We start from the raw sequence: 23,217 nt of genomic DNA on the forward strand, positions 1-23,217 counted from the left end.
ATGAGTCGTTTTAAATATGCACTAGATGGTTTGAAAACACTTTTAATAAAAGACCAAAAATTCTCACTTCATATTTATGCTAGTATTATAGCAATTGTTTTTGGGTTTTTACTTCATATTAATCGTTCTGAGTGGATATTTATTTTATTAGCAATTAGTTTAGTTTTAGCATTTGAAGCAATAAATACAGCAGTTGAATATGTGGTTGACTTAGTTACTACTGAGTATCATGATTACGCTAAATATGCGAAAGATATTGCTGCTTTTAGTGTGATGATTGTTTCCATCTTAGCATTAATCATTGGCTTAATCGTCTTCATACCACATTTAATTAATTTAATATAGGAGGGCGAATAAATGAGTTATCAATCTCATTATTTTAAAGAAGTTAGAGAAGCACAACGACGATCATATTCACCATATAGTAACTTTAAAGTTGGCGCCTATTTGAAAGCTAAAGATGGACGAACATTTTATGGAACCAATGTAGAAAATGCTGCTTATTCAATGTGTATATGTGCTGAACGCGCAAGTTTAGTAGCTGCGATATCAGCTGGATATCAACCTGGAGATTTTGAGTCTATTACAGTTACAGTAGATTCAGAAGTACCATCATCACCATGTGGTGAATGTCGACAAGTATTAAAAGAATTATGTGACGATGATATGCCTGTTTATATGACTAATCATAAAGGGGATATGATCGAATCAACAGTGAAAGAATTACTACCATACGGATTTTCTGGAAAGGATTTAAATAAATGACAGAACATAAATCAGGATTTGTTTCAATTATAGGAAGACCAAATGTAGGTAAATCTACATTTGTGAATAGAGTTATTGGGCATAAAATTGCGATTATGTCTGATAAAGCACAAACAACGCGTAATAAAATACAAGGCGTTATGACTAGAGATGATGCTCAAATTATATTTATTGATACTCCTGGTATCCATAAACCTAAACATAAGCTTGGAGACTATATGATGAAAGTAGCCACAAATACACTTTCTGAAATAGATGCGATTATGTTTATGGTAAATGTTAATGAAGATATAGGTCGTGGCGATGAATATATTATGGATATGTTAAAAGATTTAAAAACGCCAGTATTTTTAGTATTAAATAAAATCGATTTAGTACATCCTGATGCATTAATGCCTAAAATAGAAAAGTATCAAGAATATATGAACTTCACTGAAATCGTACCTATTTCTGCACTTGAAGGTTTGAATGTCGACCACTTTATCGATGTATTAAAGTCATACTTACCTGAGGGACCTAAATATTATCCAGACGATCAAATTTCGGACCATCCTGAACAGTTTGTGGTTGGTGAAATTATTCGTGAAAAAATATTACATTTAACAAGTGAAGAAATTCCTCATGCTATTGGAGTTAACGTTGACCGTATGATTAAAGAAGATGAGGATAGAGTTCGAATCGAAGCTACGATATATGTAGAACGTGATTCTCAAAAAGGAATCGTCATTGGTAAGGGTGGTAAGAAACTTAAAGAAGTGGGTAAAAGGGCAAGACATGATATAGAGATGCTCCTAGGTTCAAAAGTATATCTTGAACTATGGGTCAAAGTGCAAAAGGATTGGAGAAATAAAGTTAACTTTATTCGTCAAATCGGTTATATCGAAGACCAAGATTAACTCAGAGAGATGGTGAGTTAGTATGCTAATGAAGCAAAAAGGTATCATAATTAAATCAGTGGAGTATGGCGAATCAGATAAAATTATTACAATTTTAAATGAATATGGTAGCAAAGTGCCATTGATGGCTAGAAGAGCCAAGAAAATAAAATCAGGTTTACAAGCGCATACACAAATGTTTGTGTATGGCTTATTTATTTATAATAAATGGCGAGGTATGGGTACGCTTAATTCTGTAGATGTGATTAACCAACATTATGAATTACAACTAGATTTGTATGAAAGTAGTTTTGCTACTTTATGCGCTGAAACGATTGATCGTTCGATGGAAGAAAATGAAATATCGAAATATAATTACGATTTATTAAACTTTGTTTTAACCAAGATATCATCTGGTCAGTCCGCACAATTAATGTCTATTATTGTATTACTCAAATGTATGAATAAATTCGGTTTTTCTGCTTTATTTAATAAATGTGTCATAAGCGGGAACACTGATCAGTCAAAATTAGTTAGATATAGTTTCAAATTTGATGGTGCAATTTCTCAATCTGTAGCTTACCAAGATCCACATGCATTACAATTATCCAATAAAACATTGTATTTATTAGATGTTCTTTATAAACTCCCCATAGACAAAATGAATGAATTAAATATTCATCAAGATATTTTAGACGAAATGTCAGAATTGATGATGATGCTATATAGAGAATACGCAGGTATGTTCTTTAAAAGTCAAAAGTTAATCAACCAGTTGAAGAGGTTAGAAATGAAAGACTAAGCTTTAACTTGCTCAAAAAAGACCGAACCACATTCACATGTGATTCGGTCTTTTTATAGATTATATATCATAGATGAATTAGAATTTAACTTTTTCAGCTAAGAATGCTTCTAATTCTGATATTGGCATACGAACTTGTTCCATTGAATCTCTGTCACGTACAGTAACTTGATTATCTTCTAAAGAATCAAAGTCGAATGTAATGCAATAAGGCGTACCAATTTCATCTTGTCTACGATAACGTTTACCGATAGATTGTGATTCATCAAAATCTATTGAGAAGCTTTGACTTAATTGTTCAAAGATTTTAATTGCTTCACTTGATAATTTCTTACTTAATGGTAAGATAGCCGCTTTATATGGTGCTAAAGCAGGGTGGAATTTAAGTACAGTACGTTCATCCTTACTTCCTTCAACACCTTCTTGTGAATACGCATCACATAAGAATGCTAATGTCACACGATCGGCACCTAATGAAGGTTCAATACAATACGGGATATATTTTTCATTTGTTTCAGGATCGTGATATTTGAAATCTTCACCAGAATGTTCACTATGTTTTTTCAAGTCAAAGTCAGTACGACTTGCGATACCCCATAGTTCGCCCCAACCAAATGGGAATTTATATTCGATATCAGTTGTAGCATTTGAATAATGAGATAATTCATCAGCATCATGGTCTCTTAAACGCATGTTTTCTTCACTGATATTTAAGTCTTTTAACCATTGGCTAGCAAATGTCTTCCAGTAGTTTTGCCATTCAATTTCTTCACCTGGTTTACAGAAGAATTCAAGTTCCATTTGTTCGAATTCACGTGTTCTGAAGATGAAGTTGCCTGGCGTAATCTCGTTACGGAATGATTTACCAACTTGTCCAATACCAAATGGTAATTTTTTACGCATTGATCGTTGAACATTTTTGTAGTTTACAAAAATACCTTGGGCTGTTTCTGGACGTAAGAAAAGTTCATTTGTTGAATCTTCAGTTACACCTTGGAATGTTTTGAACATTAAATTGAATTGACGAATATCAGTCCAATTAGCAGTACCACTTACAGGACAAACAATACCTTCATCATCAATAATTTTTTTCATTTCATCAAAGCTTAAACCATCAGCAATGAAGTTTTCGTCGCCTTTTTCATGTTGCATGTAATCTTCAATTAATTTGTCAGCACGATAACGAATTTTACTATCTTTGTTATCGATCATAGGATCATTAAAGTTACCTAAGTGTCCAGAAGCTTCCCAAGTTTTCGGGTTCATTAAAATCGCAGCATCTAGACCTACGTTATAAGGTGATTGCGTAATAAATTTTTGCCACCATGCTTTTTTGACATTATTTTTTAATTCAACACCAAGTGGACCATAATCCCATGTATTAGATAAACCACCATAAATGTCACTACCTGGGAATACAAAACCTCTGTGTTTTGCTAATTGTACAATTTGTTCCATATCATTTGCCATAATTTTTCTCTCCTTACACATAAAAACGCCCCAAGACAACAAAGCATCATAAATATACTTTATTATCTTGGGACGAGTTAATCATTTTTTATTTAGTATAAATCATATACATTAAAATATCATTTAACCCGCGGTTCCACCCAAATTAGTGTAGCCACTCACTTTAAAATTAATTAAATTTTTTATGCCAAAATTTTTATGCTAAGCTCACACCACCCTTAGCTCGCTTTATAATTATTCTAATTGATTAAATATTTAATAGCAAGCGTTTATATGTGTTTGTGGCAAATAAAAATAACAGTTATAATATGTAATGTATATAAGAGGGGTGAGGACCTATAGAATTAAATCAAAGACAAGAACAAATTATTGAAATCGTTAAGCAACATGGACCAATAACTGGTGAGCATATTGCTGATCAATTAAATTTAACACGTGCTACATTACGACCTGACTTAGCTATTTTAACTATGTCTGGCTTTTTAGAAGCACGACCAAGAGTGGGTTATTACTATTCAGGTAAATCAAAAAATAAAATTATACATGAACAGTTACGACAATATGTTGTAAAAGATTACATGTCTCAACCTGTTGTGGTTAAAGAAGATATGTCAGTGTATGACGCAATTTGTACGATATTTTTAGAAGATGCTGGAACATTATTTATTACAAATGACGATAATGACTTTATCGGTGTTTGTTCTCGTAAAGACCTTTTAAGAGCATCAATGATTGGAAATGATATTCATACAATGCCTATAAGCGTCAATATGACTCGTATGCCAAATTTAACATATCTTGAAGAAAGTGAACTAATTATTTATGCGGCAAATCAAATGATAGATAAGGAAATAGATGCAATCCCCATCGTTAGATCTAAAGATAACCAAAAATTTGAAGTAGTTGGTAGAATATCTAAAACGACAATTACAAAATTATTTGTATCATTATTTAAAGAATAGGTGGTTAATAGATGGATAATATAAATATTATTGTTGCTTCTGATTCAATCGGGGAAACAGCAGAATTAGTAGCGAGGGCTGGTGTTTCTCAATTTAATCCTAAGCAATGTAAACATGAATTTTTACGTTACCCATACATAGAATCCTTTGAAAACGTCGATGAAGTGATTCAAGTTGCTGAAGATACAGACGCAATTATTGTATATACTTTAGTCAAACCAGAAATCAAAAAATACATGGTTGCTAAAGTTAAAGAGCATCAATTAAAGTCAGTTGATATTATGGGACCACTTATGGACTTATTATCTGGTTCAATAGAAGAAACACCTTACTATGAACCAGGTATTGTACATAGATTAGATGACGCTTATTTTAAAAAAATAGATGCTATAGAGTTTGCCGTTAAATATGATGATGGTAAAGACCCTAAAGGTTTACCCAAAGCTGATATTGTTCTATTAGGTATTTCAAGAACGTCTAAAACACCTTTATCACAATACTTGGCACATAAAAGTTATAAAGTGATGAATATACCGATTGTTCCAGAAGTGACACCTCCAGATGCATTGTTTGATATTGATCCTTCAAAATGTATTGCTTTAAAAATTAGCGAAGAAAAATTAAATCGTATTCGTAAAGAAAGACTCAAACAACTTGGATTAGGTGACTCTGCTAGATATGCTACAGAAACTAGAATTAAAGAGGAATTAGAATACTTTGAATCATTAGTAGAAAAAGTAGGGTGTCCAGTTATCGATGTAACTGATAAAGCAATAGAAGAAACAGCAAATGATATCATTTATTTTATCGAAAACAATAAAACAAAATAATTTCAATTAATGCATAAAAAAGGTATAATATTAAGACTAATATGTCATAGGTGATTTAATTTGCGTATAGAACAATCAGTTATAAATGAAATTAAAGATAAGACAGATATACTCGACTTGGTAAGTGAATATGTAAAGTTAGAAAAGAGAGGGCGCAATTATATAGGTTTGTGTCCTTTTCATGATGAAAAAACACCTTCGTTCACAGTTTCTGAAGACAAACAAATTTGTCATTGCTTCGGATGTAAAAAAGGTGGTAATGTATTTCAATTTACTCAAGAAATAAAAGATATTTCGTTTACAGAAGCAGTAAAAGAACTTGGTGAACGTGTTAATATTACGGTTGATGTTGGAAATAACGAATATCAGAATACTAATACTCAAATTGCTTCAGATGATTTACAAATGATAGAAATGCATGAGCTAATGCAAGAATATTATCACTATGCACTTATGAAAACAGTGGAAGGTGAAAAAGCTCTTACCTATTTAAAAGAAAGAGATTTTCCAGAACAGTTGATCAAAGAAAGAGGTATAGGTTATGCACCTAATTCATCACATTTCTGTCATGATTTCTTAGAAAAAAAAGGGTATGATATTGAATTAGCTTATGAAGCTGGACTTTTATCAAGAAATGAAGAGAATTTTAGTTATTACGATCGCTTTAGAGATAGAATTATGTTCCCATTAAAAAATGCTCAAGGCCGAATTGTTGGATATTCTGCAAGGACGTATACTAATCAAGAACCTAAGTATTTAAATAGCCCGGAAACACCAATATTCCAAAAAAGAAAATTGTTATATAACCTCGATAAAGCACGTAAAAGCATTAGAAAAAATGATGAAATCATATTACTTGAAGGTTTTATGGATGTTATAAAATCAGATCATGCAGGTTTAAAAACAGTCGTTGCGAGTATGGGTACCCAACTTTCAAACGAACATGTTACCTTTATAAAAAAGTTAACTTCTAATATTACATTAATGTTTGATGGTGACTTTGCAGGTAGAGAGGCAACCTTAAAAACTGGTCAAGCATTATTAGAACAAGGATTAAATGTGTTCGTTGTACAATTACCGTCAGATATGGATCCAGATGAATATATTAGAAAATATGGAAATGATGCATTTATAGAATTTGTTCAAAAAGATAAAAAATCATTTGTAATGTTTAAAGTCAATACACACAAAGATGAAATTCAAAATAATGATTTAGCATATGAAAAATATTTAAAAGAAGTAACTCAAGATATTGCGGCTATGACTTCACCTATACTACAGAAAAAAGTATTGCAAGACGTTGCAGAATTGTTTAAAGTAAGTTTTGAGACTCTAGACTATGAAGTGGGATTACGTCAGCAATCTCAAGGAAACGTACCTTCGTATCCAGACTATGCATACGCATACGAAGGACAACCTCAGCAAGTTATTCAATTTAACCAACTCACTCGTCATGAAAAAGCTGAACGAGCACTCTTAAAACATTTCTTGCAAGATAAAGATACGTTCCTAAACTATCATCAACAGATAGAAGTAGATGACTTTACAAATGCTTATTTCAAGCGTATATTTAATATTTTGCATGATTATTATTCAAATAATGATACGTATCAACTCAGTTCTATGATTCAATATATAGATTCTGATGATTTAAGAGAAGCGCTAATTTCTTTAGACTCACATGTTTTAAATGAAGAACCATTTGAACATGAATTAGAAGATTACATCAACATATTAAATGAGAATAAAAATGAAGATTCATTAGAAGTCTTGAACCATAAACTGCGTGAAGCAACGAGAATAGGGGATATTGAACTTCAAAAGTATTACTTGCAATTAATAGTAAATAAAAACAAAAGTAGAATGTAATATTATAAAAATTTATGGTATTGTTATACTTTAGGCATTGAATAATGGTTATTACACTCATACATTGGGTAAATATGTAATATCGAATATTGCACAATATGACCTAACCATTAAATTATTAGGGAGTTTAGAATAGAAACTTATTTGATTGGTGTTGAATTAAAAATTAATTAGGCCACATCTCATACAATAAGTTATGATGAATGCGTTATTAAAAAAGTAATATATTGAGTTTCGATAATTAGATGCATCATCAAATAAAATGAAGTAATTACAAATAATTATATGAATAAATTGAAAGTTTATATTAATACCAGGAGGCCTTTTCATGTCTGATAAAGTTAAAATTAAAAAACAAACAATTGATCCGACTTTAACATTGGAAGATGTTAAAAAACAATTAATTGAAAAAGGGAAAAAGGAAGGTCACTTAAGTCACGAAGAAATTGCAGAAAAATTACAGAATTTCGAAATGGATTCTGATATGATGGATGATTTCTTTGATCAATTAAATGATAATGATATCACATTAGTAAATGAAAAAGACCATTCAGATACAGATGCTAAATTAAATCCTAATGATTTAAGTGCACCTCCAGGAGTTAAAATTAATGACCCTGTGCGTATGTATTTAAAAGAAATAGGTCGAGTTGACTTATTAAGTGCCCAAGAAGAAATTGAACTTGCTAAAAGAATTGAGCAAGGTGATGAAATCGCTAAATCAAGACTAGCAGAGGCCAATTTACGTTTAGTAGTAAGTATCGCTAAAAGATATGTCGGAAGAGGTATGTTATTCCTTGATTTAATTCAAGAAGGTAATATGGGCCTTATTAAAGCCGTTGAAAAATTCGATTTCAATAAAGGATTTAAGTTTTCTACTTATGCAACGTGGTGGATACGACAAGCAATCACACGTGCAATTGCTGACCAAGCACGTACAATTCGTATACCTGTACACATGGTTGAAACTATTAACAAATTAATTCGTGTTCAACGTCAGTTATTACAGGATTTGGGTCGTGATCCAGCACCTGAAGAAATTGGGGAAGAAATGGACTTACCACCTGAAAAGGTAAGAGAAATTCTTAAAATTGCACAAGAACCTGTGTCATTAGAAACTCCAATAGGTGAAGAAGATGACAGTCACTTAGGAGACTTCATTGAAGACCAAGAAGCACAAAGTCCTTCAGATCATGCTGCCTATGAATTGTTAAAAGAACAACTTGAAGATGTTTTAGATACATTAACAGACCGTGAAGAAAACGTTCTTCGTTTAAGATTTGGACTAGATGATGGAAGAACTAGAACATTAGAAGAAGTTGGTAAAGTATTTGGTGTGACTAGAGAACGTATTCGTCAAATCGAAGCAAAAGCATTAAGAAAGTTAAGACATCCAAGTAGAAGTAAACGTCTAAAAGACTTTATGGATTAATATATTTAGGCTGGGGCATAATGGTTGTCCCAGCCTTTATTTCATTTATAAGTGATATAACATACATACAATTATATACATTTAAATACATGTAAAAAGGAGACCATCTTAATGATTACGATAAATCATAGATTACGAACTGTATCAGAATTTATCAAACCTGGTAAACTTGCTGATATTGGTTCAGATCATGCTTATTTACCTATTTACGCTATTCAAACAAATTTAATTTCGCAAGCTATTGCTGGTGAAGTTATAAAAGGGCCTTTCGAAGCTGCAAAAAAGAATGTTCGAGAATACGCGCTAAGTAACCAAATTGATGTGCGTCTTGGGGATGGTTTAGAGGTAATAAAACATAATGAACAGTTAGACAATATCACAATTTGTGGTATGGGCGGTCCTTTAATAGCAAAAATATTAAAAGAAGGACAACAAAAACTTAAATCAAATCCTAGACTTATCCTCCAGAGTAATATACAAACACAAAATTTAAGAACGTTATTACAAGACATTCAATATCAAATCATTGATGAAAGAATTATGGAAGAGAAAGGACATATTTATGAAATTGTAGTAGCTGAGCATCAACCCAAAATGTTCAAATATAACGAATTTGAACTTAAATTTGGCCCAGTTTTACTAGAAAACAAAAATGAATGTTTTTATAATAAGTGGGAAAGAGAATTACAAGCTTTAGAAAAGATAAAACAACAACTTAATCCAGACATTCATCAACATCGATATCAAGAGATTGAGACAGAAATAGAAATGATCAAAGAGGTGCTTACAAATGAAAATCAATGAATTAATGGTTATGTTAGATGAACATGTGCCTTTTAACACTGCAGAATCATGGGATAATGTTGGACTACTTATAGGTGATGAATCGCAAGAAGTTACTGGGATTTTAACTGCACTAGATTGTACGTTAGAAATTGTAGAACAAGCAATAGAAGAAAATATCAATACTATTATTAGTCATCATCCATTAATTTTTAAAGGTGTCCAATCCATTACTAATCAAGGCTATGGTGAAATAATAAGATTACTTATACAAAACAATATCAATTTAATAGCAATGCATACCAATCTAGACGTTAATCCTAGAGGTGTCAATGCTATGCTTGCTTCTAAGATTGGTCTGAAAAATACTAGTTTAATTAATAAAGAACCTGAACGATACTTCAAAGTTCAGACTTTTATTCCCGAGAGCCATGTTGAAACATTTAAACAACAACTCAATAATATTGGTTTAGCTAAAGAAGGTAATTATGAATATTGCTTCTTTGAAAGTAAAGGTAAGGGACAATTTAAACCTATAGATGATGCCAATCCTTATTTAGGTGAAATCGGTGAAATTGAATATGTAGATGAAGTGAAATTAGAATTTATGATTTCATATCAACAACAACAACTAACTGAAAAAGCGATTCACCAATATCATCCATATGAAACCCCAGTTTATGATTTTATTGAATTAACAAAAGAAGGTTCGTATGGTTTGGGCATTATTGGAGAATTAAATGAACCAATGAATATAGAGGATTTTGTTTCGTTAGTAAAATCTCGATTACAAATTCCTAGTGTACGTTACGTTGGTAGTTCAAATACACTGATTAATAAAGTAGCTATGATTGGTGGTTCTGGTATTGGTTTTGAATACGAAGCTTCACAATTAGGTGCAGACATATTTATTACGGGCGATATCAAACATCATGATGCACTTGATGCCAAAATTGCAGGTGTCAACTTACTAGATATCAATCATTATAGTGAATTTGTGATGAAAGAAGGACTAAAACAATTATTAGAAGAATGGTTAGTTGAAGAAAATGAAAATAACATAAAATTAGTAGCGTCAAATATTAATACAGATCCATTCACATATATTTAAAGTATAATTATAAATCTGATAATCGTTAATCAAGCAATTATAACTGGTATCAAAGATGAATTATATTTAAAAACACCATTAATTACTTTATAATAGTAAAGATGAACTTATAAGGAGGCCATACAATGGCAAAACATCCATTTGAACACTTCGGTTTAAACTCAAGTATGATCGAAGCTGTAAAAGATTTAAAATTTGAGAAACCTACTGAAATTCAAAATAGAATTATTCCAAGAATATTAAAAGGAACTAACATTATTGGACAATCACAGACGGGGACAGGTAAATCCCATTCGTTTTTATTACCGTTAGTTAATCAAATTGATACGGACATTCATGAACCTCAAGCTATCGTTGTTGCACCTACAAGAGAATTAGCACAACAACTTTATCAAGCAGCTAACCATTTAAGCGGTTTTAAAGAAGGCGTCAATGCTAAACTATTTATCGGCGGTACAGATATTGAGAAAGACAGACAACGTTGTAACCAACAACCACAGCTAGTCATTGGTACACCAACAAGAATTAATGATTTAGCTAAAAGTGGTCATTTACACACACATTTAGCCTCATATTTAATCATAGATGAAGCTGATTTAATGATAGATTTAGGATTGATTGAAGATGTAGACTTTATCGCTTCACGTTTAGAAGAACATTCAAATATTGCTGTATTCAGTGCAACAATTCCAAAATCATTACAGCCATTTTTAAATAAATATTTAGAGCAACCTGATTTTGTAGAAGTTGATAGCCAATCACAAAATAAAAAGAATATTGAATTTTATTTAATTCCTACTAAAGGAACTGCAAAAGTTGAAAAGACACTTAAATTAATTGATATACTAAACCCTTATTTATGTATTATTTTCTGTAATAGTAGAGACAGCGCAGATGAATTAGCACGAACACTCAATGAAGCCGGTATCAAAGTGGGTATGATTCATGGTGGATTAACACCTCGTGAACGTAAACAACAAATGAAACGTATTAGAAATCTAGATTTCCAATTTGTGATTGCCAGTGATTTAGCATCAAGAGGTATTGATATTGAGGGTGTAAGCCATGTCATCAATTTCGATGTACCAAATGATATTGATTTCTTTACTCATAGAGTAGGACGTACTGGTCGAGGAAACTATCGAGGTGTAGCAATTACCTTATATAGTCCAGATGAAGAGGAAAATGTTTCTGCGATTGAAGATAGAGGTTATGTCTTTGAAAATGTGGATATTAAAAACGATGAACTTACACCTATCAAAGCACATAATACTAGACGCACTAGACAGCGCAAAGATGACCATTTAACTAATGAAGTTAAAAACAAAGTCCGTAGCAAAACAAAACGCAAAGTTAAACCAGGTTATAAAAAGAAATTTAAACAAGAAGTTGAAAGAATGAAACGACAAGAACGTAAACAATTTAGTAAACGTCAAAACCGTCAAAATAGAAAGAGTAGAAAAGGATAGGTGGATTATATGTTACTTGGATCACATGTATCAATGAGTGGTAAAAAAATGTTAGAGGGATCTGCAGAAGAAGCACACAAATTCGGTGAATCTACATTTATGATTTATACAGGTGCACCTCAAAATACTCGTCGAAAAAGTATTGAAGATTTAAATATCACAAAAGGTCATGAAGCTATGGAAAAATATGGCTTATCTAATATCGTGGTACATGCGCCTTATATTATAAACATTGCTAATACTACTAAACCAGAAGTTTTCGAATTAGGCGTTAACTTTTTACAAAATGAAATTGAACGTACTCAAGCCATAGGAGCTAAAGATATCGTCTTACATCCAGGATCACACGTTGGTGCTGGTGCAGAAGTAGGTATTAAAAAGATTATCGATGGATTAAATGAAGTATTAACCAATGACAATAATGTCAGAATCGCATTAGAAACAATGGCTGGAAAAGGATCAGAAGTAGGTCGTACATTCGAAGAAATCGCGCAAATTATTGATGGCGTAACACATAATGAACGTTTATCAATATGTTTTGATACTTGCCATACACATGATGCTGGTTACAACATTAAAGATGATTTTGATGGTGTATTAAACGAATTTGATAAAATTATTGGTGTAGATAGAATTAAAGTCGTTCATGTCAATGATAGTAAAAACGAACAGGGTGCACATAAAGATAGACATGAGAATATTGGATTTGGTCATATCGGCTTTGATGCACTCAATTATGTAGTACATCATGATACATTTAAAGATATACCTAAAATTTTAGAAACACCATATGTTGGAGAAGATAAAAAAAATAAAAAGCCTCCATATAAACACGAAATTGAAATGTTAAAATCACAAACATTTGATCCAAATTTAAAAGAGAAAATTTTAAATCAATAATTAAGTAAACTGGCGTTACAGATAATTCTGTAACGCTATTTTAGTCGTAAACATTACTATTTACATTACGTATATCAAGATGTATAGTATAAAATGAGGTGAAAAAATGACAACACCAGTATTTGAACTCAAAAACATTGATTATTATTTTGATCATAAGCAAGTACTCGAAAATATAAATATTAAAATTAATAAAGGGGAATTTTTAGCAATAGTAGGTCCTAATGGTGCTGGAAAATCGACTCTTTTAAAAATCATTTTAGGATTATTACCTTTACAATCTGGAGAAATTTTTATTGATGGTCATCCAATAAAAAATAATAAATCTTCCTTGAAAATAAGTTATGTTTCTCAAAAGGCCTCTTCATTTACTGCCGGTTTCCCAGCAAGTGTTAAAGAAGTAGTTCTTAGCGGACTAACTAAGACGAAAAAACTCTTCCAACGTTTTAATCAAAATGATGTGAAACAAGTTGAACATGTTTTAGAACGATTAAATATTTCACATTTAATTCATAAAAATATTGCGGAGCTTTCAGGTGGTCAACAGCAACGTGTTCTCATTGCTCGTGCTTTAATTTCTAACCCGAGTGTATTGGTTTTAGATGAACCAACTAATGGAATTGATGCTAAACACGTCAATGAGTTTTATGAAACTCTAGATCGCTTAAAAAAAGAAGGCATAACTATTATTTTAGTTACACATGATATTGGTGTAGTTGCTGATACAGCTACAGAAGTTGCATGTTTAAACAAACATTTACATTTTCATGGTACTACAGAAGATTTTAAATCTCTTGACGAAGTTGAAATTTCTAAAATATATGGTCATCCTATTCAATTCGTTGATCATCAACACAATAGAGAATGTTGTAACTAATATTATTATTAATGTTTATATATCTAATTAGAAATATTTTTGAGGAGTGTAACTCATGATAGATGCATTATTAAATTTTGATTTTATGAGATACTCCTTAATTAGTGGTATCTTAATAGGTTTTATTGCACCTTTAATTGGTGCTTTTATAGTAGTACGAAGGCTTTCACTTATTGCTGATGCATTGAGCCATGTTACATTAGGTGGAATATCATTTGGGATGTTTGTGATTACTGTTATACCTGCACTAACTTTAATTAACCCAATGTGGTTTGGTATATTATTTGCTATTATTGGTGCATTATTAATAGAAAAATTACGTACATCTTATACAAATTATCAAGAAATCGCAATTCCGATTATTATGAGTGCGGGTATCGCATTAAGTGCTATTTTTATTTCATTGGCAGATGGATTTAATCAGGAAATTGTTGGCTTGTTATTTGGTTCTATCAGTGCAGTAAACCTAAGTGATTTAACAACTATCATTTTCATTACTATATTAGTATTATTATTTATTACATTATTTTACAAAGAACTGTTTATATTATCTTTCGACGAAGAATATAGTAAAGTGATTGGTATTCCAAAATGGATTCAGTTTTTATTTATTGTCGTAGTGGCAATGGTTATTTCTGCATCCATGAGAGTAGTTGGAATATTATTAGTTAGTGCGTTAATCACATTACCTGTAGCAATTGCTATGCGTTGGACGAAAGGATTTAAACAATTAATTGTGTTAAGTATTATTATTGGTGAACTTTCAGTTATATTAGGACTTATTGTAGCTTTTTATATCAATATTTCACCTGGTGGCGTGATTGTAGTACTATTAGTCATTATGCTAATGATAACGATGACTTATCAAAAATTAAAAACAAAGTCACAAAAGGGAGATCGAAAATATGAATACTAGTGATGCAATAAAAATTTTAAAAGATAACGGTTTGAAGTATACAGATAAACGTAATTATATGCTTAATATTTTTGTTAAGGAAGATAAATATATTAATGCTAAATATATTCAACAAGTGATGGATAAAGATTATCCAGGTATTTCATTTGATACTATTTATCGAAATCTTCATTTATTTAAAGATTTAGCCATTATTGAAAGTACTGAATTAGATGGCGAAATGAAATTTAGAATTGCTTGTACGAATCATCACCATCATCACTTCATCTGTGAAAAATGTGGTGACACAAAGGTGATCGATTTTTGTCCAATTGATCAAGTCAAACAATATTTACCAAATGTCGATATTCATACACATAAACTTGAAGTTTATGGTGTTTGTGAAAAATGTCAAAAGGTAGCTAAATAATTAAACGATACTTTAATATTAAGATGGAATCATCAATAGGCTTTAGTAATTAGTCTAACTGATTCCATCTTATTTATTGTGAAAGTACACAAATATTCTCAATATGCATACTCCATTAGTATGAAATCGATTAATATGCATTTTTTATTATGTTTTAATGTTTAAAATAAGCCATTTTGAGATATATAATGACTGTAACGATAATTAGTAGCACATAAGTAAGCACATTAATTGTCGAAATTGTGACTGCTTGTTATGATGAAATTACAGACATTTTAGGAGGATGATTATTTATGGCATTTGAATTACCAAAATTACCATATGCATTTGACGCATTAGAACCACACATCGATAAAGAAACTATGGAGATTCACCATGATAAACACCACAACACTTATGTAACAAAATTAAATGCAGCTGTAGAAGGTACTGACTTAGAAGCTAAATCAATCGAAGAAATTGTAGCTAACTTAGATAGTGTTCCTTCTGATATTCAAACTGCAGTAAGAAATAACGGTGGCGGACACTTAAACCACTCATTATTCTGGGAATTATTAACACCTAATTCAGAAGAAAAAGGTGAAGTAGTAGATAAAATTAAAGAACAATGGGGTTCTTTAGATGAATTCAAAAAAGAATTCGCTGACAAAGCTGCAGCTCGTTTTGGTTCAGGTTGGGCTTGGTTAGTTGTTAATAATGGTCAATTAGAAATCGTTACAACTCCAAACCAAGATAACCCATTAACTGAAGGTAAAACACCTATCCTAGGCTTAGATGTTTGGGAACATGCTTATTACCTTAAATATCAAAACAAACGTCCAGATTATATCAGTGCTTTCTGGAATGTTGTTAACTGGGAAAAAGTTGACGAATTATACAACGCTGCTAAATAATTTAACAGTATTTACTAGAGTCTGGAACTTTAATAGTTTTCCAGACTCTTTTTTTATCAAAATGATAGAAAAATTTCTGATTTTCATATATCATTTTAAAGAGATACTTTGAATAGAGGTAGGTTGTTTTGCTTAAAAGATTAAAGGAAAAATCAAATGATGAAAAAGTAAGAAACACCATGAATCGAAGAATAAATTTTATCTTTGGTTTAGTTGTGTTTATTTTTGCAATTATGGTATTAAGGCTTGGCTATTTACAGATTGCACAAGGTTCACATTATAAACAGTTAATTAAAAATGATGAGAATATTACCGTGAATGAATCTGTACCTAGAGGACGCATTGTAGACCGTAATGGTAAGGTCATAGTAGACAATGCATCTAAGATGGCTATTACATATACAAGAGGACGTAAGACATCGCAAAAAGAGATGCTCGAAACAGCTAAAAAGTTATCTTCATTAATTAAGATGGATACAGACAAAATTACTGATCGAGATAAAAAGGATTTTTGGGTCACTTTACATCCCCAAAAAGCCAAAGACTTAATGAAAAAAGAGCAGTCTATGTTAGAAGATGGAAGCATCTCTCAAGAACAATATGATGAACAACAACGTAAGAAAATCGGTAAAAAGCAATTAAGCGAATTATCCAAAAAAGATTTACAAATTTTAGCTATTTATCGAGAAATGAATGCGGGTAGTACATTGGACCCTCAAACAATTAAAAATGAAGATGTTACAGAAAAAGAATATGCAGCAGTATCTCAACAATTATCTAAATTGCCAGGTGTTAATACATCTATGGATTGGGATAGAAAATATCCTTATAAAGATACGCTAAGAGGTATTTTTGGTGATGTATCTACGTCAACAGAAGGTTTACCAAAAGAACTAACCGAGCAATATTTATCTAAAGGCTATTCACGAAATGATCGAGTAGGGAAATCATACCTAGAATATCAATACGAAGATGTACTTCGTGGTAAAAAGAAACAAATGAAGTATACAACTGATAAATCTGGTAAAGTCATCAATTCTGAAGTCGTTAATCCTGGTTCAAGAGGACATGATTTACAGTTAACAATAGATATTGACCTACAGAAAAAAGTAGAATCTCTTTTAGATAAACAAATTGCAAAGCTACGTAGTCAAGGTGCTAAAGACATGGACAATGCAATGATTGTTGTCCAAGACCCTAAAAACGGGGATATCTTAGCTATGGCAGGTAAACAAATTAGTAAAAACGGTAAATTAACGGATTATGATATCGGAAACTTTACAGCACAATTTGCTGTAGGTTCTTCTGTTAAAGGTGGTACATTACTTGCCGGATATCAAAATAAGGCTATTAAAGTTGGAGAACAAATGGTTGATGAACCATTAAAATTCCAAGGTGGACTAACAAAACGTTCTTACTTTAATAAAGATGGTCGTGTAACTATTAATGATAAAGAAGCGTTAATGCATTCATCTAACGTTTATATGTTTAAAACAGCCTTGAAATTAGCAGGAGATCCATATTATTCAGGCATGCCATTACCTAATGATATCTCAATTGCAGGGCAAAAACTTCGTAAAGGGCTAAATCAAGTTGGTTTAGGTGTTAAAACAGGTATCGATTTACCAAATGAAACAAATGGTCAAATTGAACCATTAACAAATAATCCAGGTAATTATCTAGATTTGTCTATTGGTCAATATGATACGTATACACCTTTACAATTGTCACAATACGTTTCAACTATTGCTAATAATGGATACAGAATTCAACCACATATTGGACTTTCTATACACGATGCAACAAATAAAGATGAATTAGGTCCAGTAAAAAGAAAAGTAAAAGGAAATGTATTAAACAAAGTTAATAATTCTCAAAAAGAAATTGATGAAGTGAAAGATGGCTTTAAAATGGCATTTAACGAAAAAGATGGAACAGGATATGCTAGTTTCAAAGATACAGTAGTACCTTCAGCAGGTAAGACAGGAACAGCTGAGGTATTCCAAGATGGTGAACCAAGAGTAAATTCGACATACATTGGTTATGCACCAATTAAAGATCCAAAATTAGCTTTCTCAATAGTTTATACGAATCAACCTGTACCGCCTCCTTGGTTAAATGGTGGAGATTTAGGAAGAGATGTCATTAATTATTACTTTAAAGATAAAGATAAAAATGGTGATAGTACAGAAAACTAGTCGTTTCATTTAATTCTATTTAGTATTATTTTCAAAAGTATTACTATTGATTCTTAAAATTTACTTTGCATTTAATAAACTAATTGGTATAATGTAAAGGTCGTATTTAGAAAAGGTAAGGAGGAATAATCATGCGCGTTAATGTTACATTAGCTTGTACAGAATGTGGTGAAAGAAACTACATCTCTACAAAAAACAAAAGAACAAACCCAGAACGTATTGAAATGAAAAAATACTGTGCACGTGATAATAAACAAACTTTACACCGTGAAACTAAATAATTAATTTATTTAACTAAACAAATATTCAATACAAAAAGACGGAAATCTAAATTTAGATTCCGTCTTTTATTTTTAAGCAATGCTTAACATTAGTTAAATTTTGACAATCATTCTACAGAATTTTGAACAATATCTTCAATATAGAAATGGTATTCACTAATATACGATTCAACTTAATGACATAAAATTATATAAACGTTATAATATGGAATAGTAAAAGTAGGTGAAAAAATGAATAAAAAAGATATAAGATCGTCTATTTTAACCACAATGAAAAAACATTCTAATACTGAAAAAAATATTGCTGATGATTGGTTAGCCAATCAATTTTTTAATTCTCAATCATATCAAGAGGCAACATCAATTGGTATAGTTTTATCCTTACCGCATGAAGTTAATACATATATAATTATTCAACAATCACTGAAAGATCATAAAAAAATATTTGTTCCTGAAGTAGACTACAAATCCAAATTGATGACTTTTAAACAATTATTAGATTTGAATGAAATAGAACGTGATGCAAAAGGGATTTATCATTCCATTTCAAATACTCAAACCACAGATCAATTAGATTTAGTTGTCGTCCCCGGTGTCGGATTTAAAAGTGATGGATATAGGATAGGATATGGGGGCGGTTTTTATGATCGTTTTATTTCAAATTTTAATCCGAAAACAATTAGTTTATTATATGATTTTCAATTAATTGATTTTGAACCGGATAAACACGATCAGCCTGTAGATGAGTTGATTATATATAAAAGCCGCAAATGGAGGCAAAAATGAACATAAAAAAACAATTTTGGAAAACCATATATTACTGGATTAGATATTTAAATTATGATGTTATAAGTAGGGAAAAAGATGACCAAGAAATATGGTTAAGTAATAAAAAGAAAAAAAGTATAGTCATATTTTCAAATTATGTTACTACCACGCAAGAAATTCGTTTTGATAAAAGTAAAATAATTGAAAATAAAGAAAAAATTGAATCAAATGTTGGATACAAACCTTCATCCATTCAATTTTATTACTTTACAGACAAATCAATAACAACAGATGCTTTAGACGGAACATATCCTTTAAAATTGAAATTCAAAATTATAAATGAAGATAGAGATTTAGAACGCGCGATGCCTAATGTTTTCTTAACTAAATTGTTTAAACGTGATGATTCAAAAAAAACAGCTATCTCATATAGAAATAAAGTACTATCGAACAATATTTTAGATAAACATATGCAACGTTTTTCACCCGTTACTTATATATTAATTATATCGAATGTTATCTTATGGTTATGTATGATACTTTATTTCAACCGCTTTTCTGATATAAAATTACTTGATGTAGGTGGGTTAGTACATTTTAATGTTGTTCATGGTGAGTGGTATCGATTAGTGACATCAATGTTTCTACACTTTAATTTTGAACATATTTTGATGAATATGTTATCACTTTACATTTTTGGTAAAATTGTAGAATCAGTGTTAGGATCCTGGAAGATGTTGGCTATTTATTTATTTGCTGGCATTTTCGGTAACTTCGTATCATTATCTTTTAATACAACTACAATTTCCGTTGGTGCTAGTGGTGCAATCTTTGGACTAATAGGTTCAATTTTTGCCATTTTATATTTAAGTAAAACATTTGATAAAAGAGTAATTGGTCAATTATTAATTGCATTGGTTATTTTAATTGGTCTATCATTATTCATGTCAAATATTAATGTTATGGCTCATTTAGGAGGATTTATTGGTGGACTACTAATCACCTTAATTGGCTATTATTTTAACGTAAACCGTAATATATTTTGGATATTATTGATTGTCTTATTAGTGCTTTTTGTGGCAATGCAAATTAGAATATTTAGTATTAAAGAGGATAATATTTATGACAAATTAATACGAGATCAAATGTTATCAGGACACTATGATGAAGCCAAAAAAATTGTTAATCAATCTATTAAAAAAGATTATGCAGATGATCACACATATTATTTAAGTGGATTGATCACTGCTACTAAAAGTTCTAAAGCCGAAGCTATGGCAGACTGGGAACGTGGGTTAAGATATTTTCCCAATTCGGCTACATTAAATTATGAAATGGCAATAGCCAACCGTTCATTAAAAGATAATGATAAAGCTTTAAAATATATAAAAAAAGCGGTAAAAGCTAACCCTAAAAATTCTCAATATAAAAATTTAGAAAAAGAGTTGAGTGAAAAAAGTGACTCGTAAACTTAATAATTTTTATGATGTTTTACAGTTATTAAAAAAATATGGATATATCATCTATTTCAAAGATCCTCAAGATATGTATGAAATGATGTTACAAGAAATCAAATCTTTATACCATTTTGAGTTATTAACCAAAGATGAATATCTTAAATGTATAATGATAATAAACCAAAGAAGGAATGAACATAAATGACGAAAATTATTTTAGCTGCAGATATTGGTGGGACTACTTGTAAATTAGGTATATTTAATACTAATCTCGACCGTATTGAAAAATGGTCAATCCATACAGATACAACTGATCATACAGGAAAATTACTTTTAAAAAATATACATGAATCATTTGAAGAAAAAGTTGCTGAACTAGGTTATGAGATGTCAAATGTTATCGGAGTGGGAATTGGTGTTCCTGGACCGGTAGACTTTGAAACTGGCGTAGTTAATGGTGCTGTCAATTTACATTGGGAAGATAGTGTTAACGTTACTGAAATTTATCAAAGTTTCATAGATTGCCCAGTCTATGTTGATAACGATGCGAACGTTGCAGCATTAGGTGAAAAACATAAAGGCGCAGGTAAAGGCGCTGATGATGTTGTTACCATCACTTTAGGAACAGGCCTTGGTGGCGGCATTATTTCAAATGGTGAATTGGTACATGGCCATAATGGTTCTGGTGCTGAAATAGGTCACTTTAGAGCTGACTTTGATCAACGATTCAAGTGTAATTGTGGTAAATCCGGTTGTATAGAAACTGTTGCCTCTGCTACTGGTGTTGTTAATTTGGTTAATTTTTATTATCCTAAATTAACTTTTAAATCATCAATCCTACAACTCATTAAAGATAATAAAGTAACAGCTAAAGCAGTATTTGATGCAGCTAAAGAAGGTGACCAATTCTGTATTTTCATTACTGAAAAAGTCGCTAATTATATTGCATACTTATGTAGTATTTTAAGTGTAACTAGCAATCCTAAATACATTGTATTAGGTGGAGGCATGTCTACAGCAGGACTAATCTTAGTAGAAAATATTAAAACTGAATACCGTAACTTAACATTTACGCCTGCACAACAAGATACTGAAATTGTACAAGCAGAGTTAGGAAATGATGCAGGTATAACTGGCGCAGCTGGCTTAATTAAAACATACATTTTAGATAAAGAGGGTGTGAAATAATGGCAATTGTTGACGTTGTAGTTATTCCAGTAGGTACTGAGGGTCCAAGTGTTAGTAAGTACATTGCTGAGATTCAAACAAAATTAAAAGAATATAAAGATCAGGGCAAAATAGATTACCAATTGACTCCTATGAACACGCTTATCGAAGGTGATTTAAAAGATTTATTTGAAGTAGTACAAGCAATTCACGAATTACCATTTGATAAAGGTTTAGATAGAGTTTGTACCAACATCAGAATTGACGACCGCAGAGATAAATCTAGAAAAATGAATGATAAGTTAAAATCTGTACAAAAACATTTAGATAATGGTGGGGAGTAAATCATGAGAATCTCTAGTTTAACTTTAGGGTTAGTAGATACCAACACGTACTTTATAGAAAATGATAAAAAAGTATTACTTGTGGATCCATCTAGTGAAACAGATAAAATTGTTAAAAAGTTAAATCAAATTAACAAACCTTTAGAAGCAATAATACTTACTCATGCACATTATGATCATATCGGGGCATTAGACGATATTATAAATAAATACAATGTACCAGTATATATGCATAAAGAAGAATTTGACTTCTTAAACGATCCAGAAAAAAATGGTGCATCAAAATTTAAACAATACGGTATGCCACAAGTAATTAGTCAGGCGAATCCTGAAGCACTTGATGAAGGTCAGGCACAAATAGGGGATTTCACATTTAATGTATTGCATACACCTGGACACTCGCCTGGAAGTTTATCATTTGTATTTGATGAATTTGCAGTCGTAGGCGATACTTTATTTAATAATGGTATTGGTAGAACTGATTTATATAAAGGTGATTATGAAACCCTAGTTGATTCTATTAAAGATAAATTATTTGAATTAGATGGCGATTTACCATTATTCCCTGGACATGGACCATATACCACAGTCGACGATGAACAATTGAATCCATTTTTAAATGGTTAAAGTAAATTTAAC

Annotated in this window: 25 protein-coding genes; 24 read left to right on the forward strand and 1 reads right to left on the reverse strand. The window is 31.0% G+C overall.

Annotated elements, in window-relative coordinates:
* From P7F85_RS06190 to recO, 4 genes are read left to right on the forward strand one after another with little or no spacing between them, the layout of a single operon-like run.
* On the forward strand, window positions 1–345 hold the full coding sequence (locus P7F85_RS06190; protein ID WP_002465669.1) for a diacylglycerol kinase family protein: 345 nt from the start codon (window positions 1–3) through the stop codon (window positions 343–345).
* 12 nt (window positions 346–357) lie between these two features.
* Complete coding sequence (gene cdd, locus P7F85_RS06195) at window positions 358–765, forward strand: cytidine deaminase (protein ID WP_002465666.1); 408 nt, start codon at window positions 358–360, stop codon at window positions 763–765.
* The gene (gene era, locus P7F85_RS06200) at window positions 762–1,661 is read left to right on the forward strand and encodes a GTPase Era (protein WP_015364958.1); all 900 of its coding nucleotides are present in this window, start codon (window positions 762–764) and stop codon (window positions 1,659–1,661) included. Before cdd ends, era begins: the two co-directional genes overlap by 4 nt.
* 28 nt (window positions 1,662–1,689) lie before the next feature.
* Window positions 1,690–2,442: a DNA repair protein RecO gene (gene recO, locus P7F85_RS06205; RefSeq protein WP_162987637.1), complete on the forward strand. Its 753-nt coding sequence runs from the start codon at window positions 1,690–1,692 to the stop codon at window positions 2,440–2,442.
* A gap of 78 nt (window positions 2,443–2,520) precedes the next feature.
* Here recO and P7F85_RS06210 read toward each other — a convergent pair whose 3' ends face one another.
* The gene (locus tag P7F85_RS06210; RefSeq protein ID WP_002465672.1) at window positions 2,521–3,912 is read right to left on the reverse strand and encodes a glycine--tRNA ligase; all 1,392 of its coding nucleotides are present in this window, start codon (window positions 3,910–3,912) and stop codon (window positions 2,521–2,523) included.
* A 338-nt stretch (window positions 3,913–4,250) separates the two neighbouring features.
* Here P7F85_RS06210 and P7F85_RS06215 point away from each other — a divergent pair, with 338 nt between their 5' ends.
* From P7F85_RS06215 to P7F85_RS06310, 20 genes are all read left to right on the forward strand, one after another.
* Entirely contained in the window at window positions 4,251–4,874 is a 624-nt protein-coding gene (locus P7F85_RS06215; protein ID WP_071561241.1) for a helix-turn-helix transcriptional regulator, read from the forward strand.
* Between the two features lie 11 nt (window positions 4,875–4,885).
* Window positions 4,886–5,704, forward strand: coding sequence for a pyruvate, water dikinase regulatory protein (locus P7F85_RS06220; protein WP_002465670.1), 819 nt, complete (start codon window positions 4,886–4,888; stop codon window positions 5,702–5,704).
* Between the two features lie 60 nt (window positions 5,705–5,764).
* The gene (gene dnaG, locus P7F85_RS06225; protein ID WP_015364962.1) at window positions 5,765–7,573 is read left to right on the forward strand and encodes a DNA primase; all 1,809 of its coding nucleotides are present in this window, start codon (window positions 5,765–5,767) and stop codon (window positions 7,571–7,573) included.
* A gap of 328 nt (window positions 7,574–7,901) precedes the next feature.
* Complete coding sequence (gene rpoD / locus P7F85_RS06230; RefSeq protein WP_002451872.1) at window positions 7,902–9,005, forward strand: RNA polymerase sigma factor RpoD; 1,104 nt, start codon at window positions 7,902–7,904, stop codon at window positions 9,003–9,005.
* A gap of 111 nt (window positions 9,006–9,116) precedes the next feature.
* Window positions 9,117–9,809 (forward strand): tRNA (adenine(22)-N(1))-methyltransferase, encoded by a 693-nt coding sequence (locus P7F85_RS06235; protein WP_002465739.1) that lies wholly within the window; start codon window positions 9,117–9,119, stop codon window positions 9,807–9,809.
* Complete coding sequence (locus P7F85_RS06240; protein WP_002465722.1) at window positions 9,796–10,899, forward strand: Nif3-like dinuclear metal center hexameric protein; 1,104 nt, start codon at window positions 9,796–9,798, stop codon at window positions 10,897–10,899. Before P7F85_RS06235 ends, P7F85_RS06240 begins: the two co-directional genes overlap by 14 nt.
* A 125-nt stretch (window positions 10,900–11,024) precedes the next feature.
* Complete coding sequence (locus P7F85_RS06245; protein ID WP_002465729.1) at window positions 11,025–12,368, forward strand: DEAD/DEAH box helicase; 1,344 nt, start codon at window positions 11,025–11,027, stop codon at window positions 12,366–12,368.
* A gap of 9 nt (window positions 12,369–12,377) precedes the next feature.
* Window positions 12,378–13,268: a deoxyribonuclease IV gene (locus P7F85_RS06250; protein ID WP_002465749.1), complete on the forward strand. Its 891-nt coding sequence runs from the start codon at window positions 12,378–12,380 to the stop codon at window positions 13,266–13,268.
* Between the two features lie 106 nt (window positions 13,269–13,374).
* Window positions 13,375–14,145, forward strand: a complete 771-nt coding sequence (locus P7F85_RS06255) for a metal ABC transporter ATP-binding protein (RefSeq protein ID WP_002465755.1) — start codon at window positions 13,375–13,377, stop codon at window positions 14,143–14,145.
* Between the two features lie 55 nt (window positions 14,146–14,200).
* Window positions 14,201–15,061, forward strand: a complete 861-nt coding sequence (locus P7F85_RS06260) for a metal ABC transporter permease (RefSeq protein WP_002465718.1) — start codon at window positions 14,201–14,203, stop codon at window positions 15,059–15,061.
* Window positions 15,051–15,470, forward strand: coding sequence for a Fur family transcriptional regulator (locus P7F85_RS06265; RefSeq protein WP_002465728.1), 420 nt, complete (start codon window positions 15,051–15,053; stop codon window positions 15,468–15,470). Before P7F85_RS06260 ends, P7F85_RS06265 begins: the two co-directional genes overlap by 11 nt.
* Window positions 15,471–15,763: 293 nt before the next feature.
* Window positions 15,764–16,363, forward strand: a complete 600-nt coding sequence (locus tag P7F85_RS06270) for a superoxide dismutase (protein WP_002451880.1) — start codon at window positions 15,764–15,766, stop codon at window positions 16,361–16,363.
* A gap of 128 nt (window positions 16,364–16,491) precedes the next feature.
* Complete coding sequence (locus P7F85_RS06275) at window positions 16,492–18,561, forward strand: peptidoglycan D,D-transpeptidase FtsI family protein (protein WP_046464393.1); 2,070 nt, start codon at window positions 16,492–16,494, stop codon at window positions 18,559–18,561.
* 131 nt (window positions 18,562–18,692) lie between these two features.
* Complete coding sequence (gene rpmG / locus P7F85_RS06280; RefSeq protein WP_002451882.1) at window positions 18,693–18,842, forward strand: 50S ribosomal protein L33; 150 nt, start codon at window positions 18,693–18,695, stop codon at window positions 18,840–18,842.
* A 231-nt stretch (window positions 18,843–19,073) separates the two neighbouring features.
* Window positions 19,074–19,628 (forward strand): 5-formyltetrahydrofolate cyclo-ligase, encoded by a 555-nt coding sequence (locus P7F85_RS06285; protein WP_015364967.1) that lies wholly within the window; start codon window positions 19,074–19,076, stop codon window positions 19,626–19,628.
* Complete coding sequence (locus tag P7F85_RS06290) at window positions 19,625–21,079, forward strand: rhomboid family intramembrane serine protease (RefSeq protein ID WP_447158526.1); 1,455 nt, start codon at window positions 19,625–19,627, stop codon at window positions 21,077–21,079. Before P7F85_RS06285 ends, P7F85_RS06290 begins: the two co-directional genes overlap by 4 nt.
* Window positions 21,069–21,272, forward strand: a complete 204-nt coding sequence (locus P7F85_RS06295; protein WP_002451885.1) for a YqgQ family protein — start codon at window positions 21,069–21,071, stop codon at window positions 21,270–21,272. Before P7F85_RS06290 ends, P7F85_RS06295 begins: the two co-directional genes overlap by 11 nt.
* The gene (locus tag P7F85_RS06300) at window positions 21,269–22,255 is read left to right on the forward strand and encodes an ROK family glucokinase (RefSeq protein ID WP_002465775.1); all 987 of its coding nucleotides are present in this window, start codon (window positions 21,269–21,271) and stop codon (window positions 22,253–22,255) included. The genes P7F85_RS06295 and P7F85_RS06300 overlap by 4 nt, the downstream gene beginning before the upstream one ends.
* Window positions 22,255–22,578, forward strand: a complete 324-nt coding sequence (locus P7F85_RS06305; protein ID WP_015364969.1) for an MTH1187 family thiamine-binding protein — start codon at window positions 22,255–22,257, stop codon at window positions 22,576–22,578. The genes P7F85_RS06300 and P7F85_RS06305 overlap by 1 nt, the downstream gene beginning before the upstream one ends.
* Before the next feature lie 3 nt (window positions 22,579–22,581).
* Window positions 22,582–23,205 carry an MBL fold metallo-hydrolase gene (locus P7F85_RS06310; RefSeq protein ID WP_002465751.1) on the forward strand — a complete coding sequence of 208 codons (624 nt, stop codon included), beginning with the start codon at window positions 22,582–22,584 and terminating at the stop codon, window positions 23,203–23,205.
* Window positions 23,206–23,217 lie beyond the last annotated feature (12 nt).

The organism is Staphylococcus sp. aM (genome assembly GCF_052975125.1).